The sequence below is a fragment of the Streptomyces sp. NPDC102406 genome (assembly GCF_044765725.1).
Classification (GTDB): Bacteria; Actinomycetota; Actinomycetes; order Streptomycetales; family Streptomycetaceae; genus Streptomyces.
On sequence record NZ_JBIWKP010000003.1, the window covers coordinates 68,625 to 80,033 of the forward strand.

General features: G+C 69.4%; 11 protein-coding genes. 8 read left to right on the forward strand and 3 right to left on the reverse strand.

The features are described 5' to 3' along the window. Window positions 1-103: 103 nt before the first annotated feature. Window positions 104-3,007 (forward strand): vitamin B12-dependent ribonucleotide reductase, encoded by a 2,904-nt coding sequence (locus ACIRF8_RS13920; RefSeq protein WP_404214384.1) that lies wholly within the window; start codon window positions 104-106, stop codon window positions 3,005-3,007. 70 nt (window positions 3,008-3,077) lie between these two features. Here the strand turns inward: ACIRF8_RS13920 and ACIRF8_RS13925 are convergent, their stop codons facing one another. Beyond that, complete coding sequence (locus tag ACIRF8_RS13925; RefSeq protein WP_404214386.1) at window positions 3,078-3,614, reverse strand: TerD family protein; 537 nt, start codon at window positions 3,612-3,614, stop codon at window positions 3,078-3,080. 78 nt (window positions 3,615-3,692) lie between these two features. On the opposite strand from ACIRF8_RS13925, the gene ACIRF8_RS13930 reads away from it, so the two are divergent. The 4 genes from ACIRF8_RS13930 (at window position 3,693) to ACIRF8_RS13945 (ending at window position 6,847) form a co-directional block, all read left to right on the forward strand. Next, window positions 3,693-4,520, forward strand: a complete 828-nt coding sequence (locus ACIRF8_RS13930; protein ID WP_404214388.1) for an arylamine N-acetyltransferase — start codon at window positions 3,693-3,695, stop codon at window positions 4,518-4,520. Between the two features lie 34 nt (window positions 4,521-4,554). After that, a complete protein-coding gene (locus ACIRF8_RS13935) occupies window positions 4,555-5,160 on the forward strand; it encodes a YdbC family protein (RefSeq protein WP_404214389.1) in 606 nt (201 codons plus the stop codon). 103 nt (window positions 5,161-5,263) lie between these two features. Then, complete coding sequence (locus ACIRF8_RS13940) at window positions 5,264-5,923, forward strand: histidine phosphatase family protein (protein WP_404214391.1); 660 nt, start codon at window positions 5,264-5,266, stop codon at window positions 5,921-5,923. Between the two features lie 12 nt (window positions 5,924-5,935). Continuing rightward, the gene (locus tag ACIRF8_RS13945) at window positions 5,936-6,847 is read left to right on the forward strand and encodes an ADP-ribosylglycohydrolase family protein (protein WP_404214393.1); all 912 of its coding nucleotides are present in this window, start codon (window positions 5,936-5,938) and stop codon (window positions 6,845-6,847) included. 76 nt (window positions 6,848-6,923) lie between these two features. Here ACIRF8_RS13945 and ACIRF8_RS13950 read toward each other — a convergent pair whose 3' ends face one another. Continuing rightward, window positions 6,924-8,480: an MFS transporter gene (locus ACIRF8_RS13950; protein ID WP_404214395.1), complete on the reverse strand. Its 1,557-nt coding sequence runs from the start codon at window positions 8,478-8,480 to the stop codon at window positions 6,924-6,926. 145 nt (window positions 8,481-8,625) lie between these two features. Between ACIRF8_RS13950 and ACIRF8_RS13955 the strand changes: the two genes are divergently transcribed. The 3 genes from ACIRF8_RS13955 (at window position 8,626) to ACIRF8_RS13965 (ending at window position 10,688) form a co-directional block, all read left to right on the forward strand. After that, window positions 8,626-9,252 (forward strand): TetR/AcrR family transcriptional regulator, encoded by a 627-nt coding sequence (locus ACIRF8_RS13955; protein WP_404215886.1) that lies wholly within the window; start codon window positions 8,626-8,628, stop codon window positions 9,250-9,252. Between the two features lie 51 nt (window positions 9,253-9,303). Next, window positions 9,304-10,005 (forward strand): ribonuclease HII, encoded by a 702-nt coding sequence (locus tag ACIRF8_RS13960; protein WP_404214397.1) that lies wholly within the window; start codon window positions 9,304-9,306, stop codon window positions 10,003-10,005. Window positions 10,006-10,073: 68 nt separating this feature from the next. Then, entirely contained in the window at window positions 10,074-10,688 is a 615-nt protein-coding gene (locus tag ACIRF8_RS13965; protein WP_404214399.1) for a hypothetical protein, read from the forward strand. Window positions 10,689-10,769: 81 nt separating this feature from the next. Here the strand turns inward: ACIRF8_RS13965 and ACIRF8_RS13970 are convergent, their stop codons facing one another. Beyond that, complete coding sequence (locus ACIRF8_RS13970; protein ID WP_404214400.1) at window positions 10,770-11,408, reverse strand: hypothetical protein; 639 nt, start codon at window positions 11,406-11,408, stop codon at window positions 10,770-10,772. Between the last annotated feature and the right edge of the window lies 1 nt (window position 11,409).

Genomic DNA, 11,409 nt, shown 5'->3' on the forward strand with positions numbered 1-11,409 from the left:
TGCTGCGGGCGGCGAGAGCGGCGGTCGCAGTACAAGACACACACCGTGCCACGGGAATCACGCGGCACTTTAGGGCGTTTTAGCCCGGTATATGGGAGGCGGCATGACAGAGACGGCGAGCGGCCCGGCACGGGGTTCCCGCGCAAAGGGTGCCAAGGCGAGCAAGGGCCTGCGTATCGAGCGCATCCACACCACCCCCGGCGTGCATCCGTACGACGAGGTGGAATGGGCGTATCGCGACGTCGTCATGACCAACTGGCGCGACGGCTCGATCAACTTCGAGCAGCGTGGCGTCGAGTTCCCCGAGTTCTGGTCGGTGAACGCGGTCAACATCGTGACCAGCAAGTACTTCCGGGGCGCCGTCGGCACCCCGCAGCGCGAGGTGAGCCTCAAGCAGCTCATCGACCGCATCGTGAAGACGTACCGGAAGGCCGGCGAGGACTACAAGTACTTCGCTTCCCCCGCTGACGCCGAGATCTTCGAGCACGAGCTGGCCTACGCCCTCCTGCACCAGATCTTCAGCTTCAACTCGCCGGTCTGGTTCAACGTCGGCACCCCGCAGCCCCAGCAAGTCTCCGCCTGCTTCATCCTGGCCGTCGACGACTCCATGGAGTCGATCCTCGACTGGTACAAGGAAGAGGGCATGATCTTCAAGGGCGGCTCCGGCGCCGGCCTGAACCTCTCCCGTATCCGCTCCTCCAAGGAGCTCCTCTCCTCCGGCGGCAACGCCTCGGGCCCCGTCTCCTTCATGCGCGGTGCCGACGCCTCCGCGGGAACGATCAAGTCCGGTGGCGCCACCCGTCGCGCGGCCAAGATGGTCATCCTCGACGTCGATCACCCCGACATCGAGGACTTCATCGAGACCAAGGTGAAGGAGGAGGAGAAGATCCGCGCCCTGCGCGACGCGGGCTTCGACATGGACCTGGGCGGCGACGACATCACGTCCGTCCAGTACCAGAACGCCAACAACTCGGTCCGTGTGAACGACACGTTCATGAAGGCGGTCGAGGAGGGCGGCAAGTTCGGCCTCACCTCCCGGATGACCGGTGACGTCATCGAGGAGGTCGACGCCAAGTCGCTCTTCCGCAAGATGGCCGAGGCCGCCTGGGCCTGCGCCGACCCCGGCATCCAGTACGACGACACCATCAACCAGTGGCACACGTGCCCGGAGTCCGGCCGCATCAACGGCTCGAACCCGTGCAGCGAGTACATGCACCTGGACAACACGTCCTGCAACCTCGCCTCGCTGAACCTGATGAAGTTCCTGAAGGACGACAACAAGGGCAACCAGTCCTTCGACGTCGAGCGCTTCTCCAAGGTCGTCGAGCTGGTCATCACCGCGATGGACATCTCCATCTGCTTCGCCGACTTCCCGACGCAGAAGATCGGCGAGAACACCCGCGCCTTCCGCCAGCTCGGCATCGGCTACGCGAACCTGGGCGCCCTGCTCATGGCGACCGGCCACGCCTACGACTCGGACGGCGGCCGCGCCCTCGCCGGCTCCATCACCTCGCTCATGACGGGCACGTCCTACAAGCGCTCCGCCGAGCTCGCCGCGGTCGTCGGTCCCTACGACGGCTACGCCAAGAACGCCACGCCGCACCAGCGCGTCATGAAGCAGCACGCCGACGCCAACACGGCGGCCGTCCGCATGGACGACCTGGACACGCCGATCTGGGCCGCCGCCACGGAGGCCTGGCAGGACGTGCTCCGCCTCGGCGAGAAGAACGGTTTCCGTAACTCGCAGGCGTCCGTCATCGCCCCGACCGGCACCATCGGTCTCGCGATGTCCTGCGACACCACCGGCCTCGAGCCCGACCTCGCCCTGGTCAAGTTCAAGAAGCTGGTCGGCGGCGGCTCGATGCAGATCGTCAACGGCACCGTCCCGCAGGCCCTGCGCCGCCTGGGCTACCAGGAGGAGCAGATCGAGGCGATCGTCGCCCACATCGCCGACCACGGCAATGTGATCGACGCCCCGGGCCTGAAGACCGAGCACTACGAGGTCTTCGACTGCGCCATGGGCGAGCGTTCCATCTCCGCGATGGGCCACGTCCGCATGATGGCCGCGATCCAGCCGTGGATCTCCGGCGCCCTCTCCAAGACCGTCAACCTGCCGGAGACGGCGACGGTCGAGGACGTCGAGGAGGTCTACTTCGAGGCGTGGAAGATGGGCGTCAAGGCGCTCGCCATCTACCGCGACAACTGCAAGGTCGGCCAGCCCCTCTCCGCGAAGACCAAGGAGAAGGAGAAGGTCGAGGTGACCGAGAAGACCGAGGCGGAGATCCGCAAGGCGGTCGAGAAGGTCGTCGAGTACCGCCCGGTCCGCAAGCGCCTCCCCAAGGGCCGTCCCGGCATCACCACCTCCTTCACGGTGGGCGGCGCCGAGGGCTACATGACCGCCAACTCCTACCCCGACGACGGTCTCGGCGAGGTCTTCCTGAAGATGTCCAAGCAGGGCTCGACCCTCGCGGGCATGATGGACGCCTTCTCCATCGCCGTCTCCGTGGGTCTCCAGTACGGCGTGCCGCTGGAGACGTACGTCTCGAAGTTCACGAACATGCGCTTCGAGCCGGCCGGTATGACGGACGACCCGGACGTGCGGATGGCGCAGTCGATCGTCGACTACATCTTCCGCCGCCTGGCGCTCGACTTCCTGCCCTTCGAGACGCGCTCCGCGCTCGGCATCCACTCCGCGGAGGAGCGTCAGCGCCACCTGGAGACGGGCTCCTACGAGCCGTCCGACGACGAGGTCGACGTCGAGGGTCTGGCGCAGTCGGCGCCCGTCCAGGCGCAGGCCGAGCCCCTGAAGGCCGTCGAGACGCCCAAGGCCGAGGCGGCCGCGGTGCAGCCCGCGCCGCAGCAGGCGCACACCAGCGCCGAGCTCGTCGAGATGCAGTTGGGCATCCAGGCGGACGCCCCGCTCTGCTTCTCCTGCGGTACGAAGATGCAGCGCGCCGGTTCCTGCTACATCTGCGAGGGCTGCGGCTCGACCAGCGGTTGCAGCTGACCGTCCGACCCGGAGGGGCGGTAGGACCTGCACGGTCCCGCCGCCCCTTCGGCGTCCTCGGCCGCACCCGCTAGAGGGCGCCCATCGCGGCGGCGAACGCCGCGAGATCGCCGTCGAAGCCGCGGACGGTCTCGTGGAACGCCCACTCGCCGTCGCTGCCTCTGGTGAACTCGGCGAACGTGGCCGCCGAGCTGCCCCCCACCGCGGCGAGGTCGTGCTGCGACAGGTCGGTGTAGCCCTCCCGGACGCGGACCGCCGTGTTCGCCACATCGCCGAACACGATGGCCGCGCCCGACTGTTGCTCGCTCTGCTGGATGACCACGCCCACGACCACGCGCGCGTAGCGAGGCGCGAGCCGGTCCAGTTCGAGGGTCATGACCTCGTCGAAACCGAAGCCCTGGCCGGTCCTGCTGTCCCGGTTGAGGTTGATGGTCCCGTCGGGGGAGCGGCTGTCGAAGTGGACGACGTAGGCGGGGCTCCCGTGCGGGTCCTCGCCGGTGTACGCCGCGGCGATGAGGTCCAGGTCATGAGGCGGCGAACCCAGCGGACTCGGATCCCACTTCAGGCCGACCTCGATCTTCTCGATCCCCTTGCGGAGACTGCTCACCGAACTCCCCCTTCACGGCGCGGTATTGCGTGCTGCCGAACACGCTACGTCCTCCCACCGACAAAGGATCATTGAGCCATGACCTGGAACGCGGAAGAACTGGATATGGACGCCTACACGGCGCGGATCGGCTATACGGGGGACCTCAAGCAGGACGCGGAGACGCTGCGCGGCCTGCACCGCGCTCATGTGGACGCGATCCCGTTCGAGAACCTGGAGATGATGCTGGGCAGGCCGGTGCCGCTCGATCTGCCCGCTCTCCAGGACAAGTTGGTGAACAGGCGCCGCGGAGGCTACTGCTACGAGCACAACCTGCTGTTCGCCGCTGTGCTGGAGCGCATCGGCTTCCCCGTGCGCGGACTCGGCGCCCGCGTACGCCTAGGGGCCGGCTCCGTACGACCGGTGACGCACATGCTGACGCGCGTATGGGCCGGTGAACGGGAGTGGCTGTGCGACGTCGGTTTCGGCGCGTCGGGACTGCGGGAGCCGATACCGCTGGAGGACGGTGCGCAAGGAACGCAGGGTGCATGGGAGTTCGGCGTCGAGAAGGAAAGGGAAGGGGACGGCGCCTGGGTGCTGCGCAGCCGACAGCCGGACGGTTGGCGTGATGTGTACGCCTTCACGCTGGAGGAGCGCCTTCCTGTCGACTACGTAGTGCTGAATCACTACACCTCCACGCATCCCAGGTCCGGGTTCATCCGGCGTCCTGTGGTGCAGTACGGCATCGGGGACGCCCGTCGCCTGCTCACGGGGTCGGAGTTCGTCGTCGAGTACGCGGACGGCCGTCGGACCGAACGCGAGGTGGAGGCAGGGGAGTTGGGTTCGGTGCTCGATCGTGAGTTCGGGATCGAGTTGAGCGCGGCCGAACTCACCGCGTTGGTACGGGCGCACTACGCCGGAGAGTGACCCCGCGTCACGCACCGCGCCGTACGATGGCGCGGTGCTGGTCAAGTGGATTCGCTGCGCCGTTGTGGACCGACGGGGGTTCGAGCGGGGACAGCGGAAATGGGCGGGGCTCCTCGGGGAGCCGGGGTTCCGGGGGCAGGGCGGGGGCTGGAGCAGGAAACGGCCCGATGTGGCCCATGTCTTCGGCTTCTGGGAGAGTCGTGCCTTCTACGACTCCTTCATGGCCCGCTCCCACGATCGGCTCGCCGCGGCCCAGACGGGGACCTACAAGGACATGCGGGCGAAGCTGTTCGACCACCTCTTCGATCTGAAGACGGGGTTCGAGCCGAGGTTCACCGACGCGGACGTCGTCCGGATCGCGCATTGCAAGGTCCGGGCCGAGCGGGCGGAGCACTTCACCCTGATGCAGCAGAAGGTGTGGAACCCGGCGATGGCCGGTTCGCCCGGGATGGTCCGGGGCCTCTTCGGAGGGGCCCCGGGCGACGAGTTCCTGGTCCTGTCGATGTGGCTGTCCGCCGCGGAGCACGGGAAGTACCAGGTCGACCGGGTGGAGCGGTTGTCCACGCGGGCCCGGACCGAGGACGACATCGAGGCCATCAGCGGCGACATCGTGCAACTGGAGCCGACCTGGACGGTGTGAAGGAGCGAGGGTACGCGTGAGCACGCGCGCGTGGCGCCCCGCGTCCGCCGGACGGAGACCGTACGAGTACTCGAAACCGGCCGAACCGATCTAGTGTTTGGGCATGGCACGACCGCGGCGCATCGTATTGGTCCGGCACGGCGAGTCGGAAGGCAATGCCGACGACACCGTGTACGAGCGCGAGCCCGACCATGCCCTGGCGCTCACCGAGACGGGCCGGCTGCAGGCCGAGGAGACCGGCAGAGAGCTGCGGGAACTGTTCGGCGATGAGCGCGTCAGCGTCTACGTCTCGCCGTACCGGCGTACCCACGAGACGTTCCAGGCGTTCGGTCTCGACCCTGATCTCGTACGGGTGCGCGAGGAGCCCCGCCTCAGGGAGCAGGACTGGGGAAACTGGCAGGACCGCGACGACGTACGGCTCCAGAAGGCGTATCGCGACGCCTACGGCCACTTCTTCTACCGCTTCGCCCAGGGCGAGTCCGGGGCGGACGTGTACGACCGTGTAGGGGCGTTCCTGGAGAGTCTGTACCGCAGTTTCGAGCACCCGGACCACCCGCCGAACGTCCTGCTCGTGACGCACGGGCTGACGATGCGGCTGTTCTGCATGCGCTGGTTCCACTGGACGGTCGCGGAATTCGAGTCGCTGTCGAATCCCGGGAACGGCGAGATGCGGGCGCTCGTTCTCGGGGAGAACGGGAAGTACGAGATGAACCGGCCATTCGAACGCTGGTGCGACCCGGTCTCCTACGGGGCCCTTGGATAGAGTGGCAGGCCGATGATCGCTGATTCCTCTCCCGACCGGCGCTTGGACCGCGCCCTGGCCAGCCTGCGCGGACTCTCCGTGGGCGATGCGCTGGGATCGCAGTTCTTCGTCCCGGTGAACTATCCGCTGCTCAAGCGCCAGGAGCTTCCGGACGCCCCCTGGCAGTGGACCGACGACACCGAGATGGCGTGCTCCGTCGTGGCCGTCCTGGCCGCGCACGGCCGCGTCGACCAGGACGCCCTGGCGCACTCGTTCGCCCACCACCACGACGTCGACCGCGGGTACGGGCCCGCGGTGGACCGGCTGCTGCGGCAGGTCCGGGAGGGCGGCGACTGGCGGACTCTCGCCTCCGCGCTGTTCAAGGGGCATGGCTCGTGGGGCAACGGGGCGGCTATGCGGATCGCGCCGCTCGGGGCCTATTACGCCGACGACCCGGAGCAGGCCACGCACCAGGCCGAGATCTCGGCCTACCCGACACATCAGCACCGCGAGGCCGTCGTCGGCGCGATGGCGGTGGCCGCCGCCGCGGCGCTCGTGGCCGACCCGGCGGGACCGCCGAGCCCGCAGGACCTGCTGGACGGGGTGATCGCGCTCGTGCCGCGCAGTGCGGTGGAGGCGGGGCTGCGCCGGGCCAGGGGCATGCTCGACTACGGGGACCCGGTCACCGTGGCCGCGGTGCTCGGGAGCGGGCGCCGGACGACGGCGCACGACACCGTGCCGTTCGCCCTGTGGTCGGCCGCGCGCGGGCTCGGCGACTTCGAGCGGGCCTTCTGGAGCACCGCGCAGGTGGGCGGGGACATGGACACGACCTGCGCGATCGTGGGCGGTGTCGTCGCCGCCGGCAAGGACGTCGCGCCTCCGGACGACTGGCTGGCCCGTACGGAGGCCCTTCCCGGCTGGGCGCCGGGCAGTTCGCCCACGTAGGGGCGCGGCCGTGGGGATGCCGGGCGGGCCCCGACCGTGCGGGCCCGCCCGGCATCCACGTCCTCCCGCCGGGTCCTCAGCCTCCTACGGGCGCGGCTGCGCTCGCGGTGCCGGAGAGGGCCTCCAGGTCGCTCTTGCGCACCCTGATCACCAGTACGGCGACGACCAGGGCGAGGACCGCCATGGCCGCCGCCGGTATGAAGGCCGTCGAGATGCCGTGTGCCAGCACCTCATGGCTCCATGGGCTGGGCAGCTCATGGGTCTTGGCGAACGTGGCCTTCTGCTCCGGTGAGGCGTTGGCCATGAAGTCGGCCACCTGGCTCTTCGCCTCGTCACGGCTCGCCGTGCCGAAGACCGTGGTCAGGATGGAGAGACCCAGCGAACCGCCCACCTGCTGCGTGGTGTTGAGCAGCCCGGACGCCGCTCCCGCCTCGTGCGGTGCCACTCCGGAGACCGCGGTGAGGGTCACCGTCACGAAGTTCAGGCCCATGCCGAAGCCGAAGATCACCATGGGGCCGAGCACCCCGCCCGTGTAGGAGCTGTCGGGGCTGATGAGCGTCTGCCAGGCGAGCCCGACCACCACGAACGCCGATCCTGCCACCAGGAACGGCTTCGGCCCCAGAACCGGCAGGAACCGCTGCGACAGCCCGGCGCCGAGCGCGATCGCCACCGTCACGGGAAGGAAGGCGAGACCGGACTTGATCGGCGAGTAGCCCAGCACGTTCTGCACGAACAGGACGATGAAGAAGAACATGCCGAACATGGCCGCGGCGAGGCTCAGCATGATCACGTAAGTCCCCGACCGGTTGCGGTCGGCGAACATCCTCAGCGGCGTGATCGGCTCCTTGGCCCTGCTCTCGATGGCCACGAACGCCACCAGCAGCACGACGGCCGAGCCGAACGAGGCGATGGTGAGTTTGTCGCTCCAGCCCTCCTCGGCGGCCCGGATGAAGCCGTACACGAGGGCGGCCATACCGAGCGTGGAGGTGAGCGCGCCGGATATGTCGAACCGTCCCGGGTGACGCTCGGACTCGCTGATGTACCTCGGGGTGAGGACGGCGATCAGGACGCCGATGGGCACGTTCACGAACAGCACCCAGCGCCAGTCGAGCCACTCCGTGAGCATCCCGCCGGCGAGGAGACCGACGGCGCCGCCGCCCGCGGAGACCGCCGCGAAGACGCCGAACGCGCGGTTCCGCTCAGGCCCTTCGGGGAACGTGGTCGTGATGAGGGCCAGTGAGGTGGGTGACGCGATGGCGCCACCGACACCCTGAAGGGCGCGCGCGGCCAGCAACTGCCAGGGTTCCTGGGCGAGTCCGCCCAACAGGGAGGCGAAGGTGAACAGCAGGATGCCGGTCATGAAGACCCGGCGGCGACCGAGGATGTCACCGGCCCGGCCGCCGAGAAGGAGCAGCCCGCCGAAGGTGAGCGTGTAGGCGCTGACGACCCATGTCAGGTCGGTGGTCGAGAAACTGAGGGCGTTCTGAATGTGCGGGAGCGCGATGTTCACAATCGTCGCGTCGAGGACCACCATGAGTTGGCAGGCGGCGATGACGGCGAGTGCGATGCCCGGATGCCCCTCCCGGCGGGCTGCTCCCGGCTTCCGATCTTGCGTTAACTGAGAGGTTGACACTATGGATCCCCCACGAGCGTATTAGTGAACGTAGCCGTTCACTGTCGCGTCAACGGTAGTGACTCCCCTACAGTGAACGCAACCGTTCACTGCACTTGTTGCCGTGCGTCTCGTGCCGCTCGACCCGCTCAACGGAGAGATGACGATGGTTACTTCGCGCTGGACGGCCGCTTCCGCTCGATCGGCCACCCCTGTGCGCAGGCGCGGTCCCGTGCTGGAACGGGCCATCCTGGACGCCGCGCTCGATCAGCTCAGCACGGTCGGCTGGAACGGGCTGACCATGGAAGGCGTGGCCGCGAGCGCCCAGACGGGCAAGGCTGCGGTGTACCGGCGCTGGCCCTCCAAGGAGGACCTGGTGGTCGACGCCCTTCAGGCGGGCCTGCCCAAACTGGACTCCGCCCCGGACCTCGGCAACGTGCGCGACGATCTGCTGGAGCTGTGCCGGCAGATGCGGGAGGCGATGTACTCCCGGCCGGGCTTCGCGCTTCGCTCCGTCCTTCACGAGTGCGACACGTTCACCGCCGAGCGCTTCCACACGGTGATCATCGAAGGCGTCGTCCAGCCCAGCGTCCAACTGATCGAGGAGGTCGTGCGCCGGGGGATCGCGCGGGGTGAGGTGCGGCCCGAGGCCGCGGACGGCGCGGTGTACGACATCATCCCCGCGATGATGATGTACCGCTCCAAGGTGTGCGGAAGCGAATGGGGAGAGGCGGATCTGGTCGCGTTGATCGACCAGGTCATGGTCCCCCTCGTGCGGCGTCACGTGGATTGAGCCCGGCCGGGTGGAGGGGCCCGACGCGGGCGGCGTACGCTGTTTTCCGCCATGCCGTACGAACCTCCCACCCACGCCGTCGAGCGCTCCGTGCGCGCCCTCACCGGTGCCAAGATCGTCGCCGGTGTCGACGAAGTCGGCCGCGGCGCCTGGGCGGGTCCGGTCACCGTCTGCGCCGCGATCACCGGACTGCGGCGCCCGCCGGAAGGGCTCACCGACTCCAAGCTGATCAGCCCCAAGCGCCGCGAGGCGCTCGCGGAGCAGCTCGAGAGCTGGGTCACCGCGCATGCCCTGGGACACGCCTCGCACGAGGAGATCGACGACCTGGGGATGACCGCGGCACTGCGGCTCGCCGCCGTCCGCGCTCTCGAGGCGCTGCCGGTGCGGCCGGACGCGGTGATCCTGGACGGGAAGCACGACTACCTGGGCGCCCCCTGGCAGGTCCGCACGGTGATCAAGGGGGACCGTTCCTGCGTCGCTGTCGCCGCCGCATCGGTGATCGCCAAGGTTCGCCGCGACAAAATGATGGCCGAACTGGGCATCGACCATGCAGACTTCGGGTTTGCGGCCAACGCCGGATACCCGTCGCCGGTGCATCGCGCCGCGCTGGAGGAGTGGGGGCCCACCCCGCACCACCGGCTTTCGTGGGCGTATCTTGATGCGCTGCCCCAGTGGCGGCACCTCAAGAAGGCCCGCAGTTGGGCGGAGGCAAGCGTTCCGGAAATCGAGGGCCAGCTCGGCTTCGACTTCTGACCCTTGCGTTCGCACAAATGTGCCACCCTCTGACGCGAGCCGTACCCGCGTTTGATAGATATCAGCTCATGCCTCTCATTCCCGAGGAGCCTCAGATTCACGAGAGTGCCCAGGGTCCCCGCACCGCGCCGACCCCTCGCCCCGTACCCGGCCCGCGTCCCGCGGCGCCGCCGCGACCCGGCCGTCCAGGTCCCGCAAGGCCCGCGCCGCCCGTGCAGCGCACCCCGCGCGAGTCGGCCCCCGCCGCCGAGCCGGGGCCCAAGGCCCCTGCCGTTCCCTCGACTTCGGCCGCCCAGCCGCAGATCCAGCTCGTCCCGGCCCCGGCCGACGGTGCGCTGGACGCGGCGGAGGAGGCTGTCGACCTGCTGCTCGACACGGGCCGCGCGCCCGGCGACATCCTGGTGATCACCACGGGTCAGCCGCACCCGTGGGCCGCTCACGAGCTGTCGTTCGGCGAGAACGCCTACTGGGCGCAGCACGACGCCGGCGACGACGTCTTCTACGCCGATGCCTCCGCCCTCGACCGTGCCGCGGCGCGGCCGGTGGTCGTCGTCGCCGTGAACGGCGGCGCCGACGAGACGGCCACGACGGTGCTGCCGCTCGCCCTTCGCCGGGCCGCCGCCCTGCTGATCGTGTGCGGCGACCCGCAGCGCGTCAACGCGCTGCTCGGCGCCGGGGTCTGACGCGCCGCTTGCCGGCTGCCCGCACCGCCTCGCGGTGTCCGGGGAGTCCGGCAGGCCGGTGCGGGACCGCGGCGGCGCGGATCAGCGAGCCGCGGCGCGGCGCAGCATCTCGGTCGCGGCGCCGCCGGTCCGCGGCGCCGGCTGCTCGTCGCCGCCGAGGACCTCGGCCACGGAGCCCACGCTCGGGCGCCGACCGCCACGGCCCTCGCCGAGCACCTGCCAGCCGTCGCCCGTCATCGTGATGTACGCCCCGCAGCGCAGGCCGTGCAACGTGCAGGCGTCCCGCAGCCCCCACATCCACGCTCCGTCCTCCTCCGTCCAACGCGTGCTGCCCTCACGGCAGTGGAGCAGGACCGCTGTCCGCACCGGAGTGCGGCGACGCAGGTCGTGCGGGATGATCCGGCGCAACTGGGAGAGCAGGGCGTTGCGGAACGTCCAGCCGTCGGCGGCGTTCTCACGGCAGGTGAACGAGGCGCTGGCGCGCAGCCGCTCCTCCGGGTCGAGGACGGCCACCACAGCGGTCCGCGGCGTCGGCCGATGACGCGTGTGCAGGCCGCTGACGACCTCGCGCGGGTTGCGCAGCAGCGGGATGCCCGCCGCCGCCCACTCCGCGGGCTCCAGCAGCCTGGTCGGCCGGTTGACGGAACCGGCGGACCTGTCGGTGCGCGTCGACGACGTGGACAGCGACGCGGCCGAGGACGAGGCGAATCCGAAGGTCACG

Bases quoted from the DNA above. Each gene is read 5' to 3' on its own strand.
- ACIRF8_RS13960 (WP_404214397.1), top strand. From the start codon at position 9,304: ATGCCGTACGAACCTCCCACCCACGCCGTCGAGCGCTCCGTGCGCGCC.
- ACIRF8_RS13930 (WP_404214388.1), top strand. From the start codon at position 3,693: ATGACCTGGAACGCGGAAGAACTGGATATGGACGCCTACACGGCGCGG.
- ACIRF8_RS13920 (WP_404214384.1), top strand. From the start codon at position 104: ATGACAGAGACGGCGAGCGGCCCGGCACGGGGTTCCCGCGCAAAGGGT.
- ACIRF8_RS13940 (WP_404214391.1), top strand. From the start codon at position 5,264: ATGGCACGACCGCGGCGCATCGTATTGGTCCGGCACGGCGAGTCGGAA.
- ACIRF8_RS13945 (WP_404214393.1), top strand. From the start codon at position 5,936: ATGATCGCTGATTCCTCTCCCGACCGGCGCTTGGACCGCGCCCTGGCC.
- ACIRF8_RS13955 (WP_404215886.1), top strand. From the start codon at position 8,626: ATGGTTACTTCGCGCTGGACGGCCGCTTCCGCTCGATCGGCCACCCCT.
- ACIRF8_RS13965 (WP_404214399.1), top strand. From the start codon at position 10,074: ATGCCTCTCATTCCCGAGGAGCCTCAGATTCACGAGAGTGCCCAGGGT.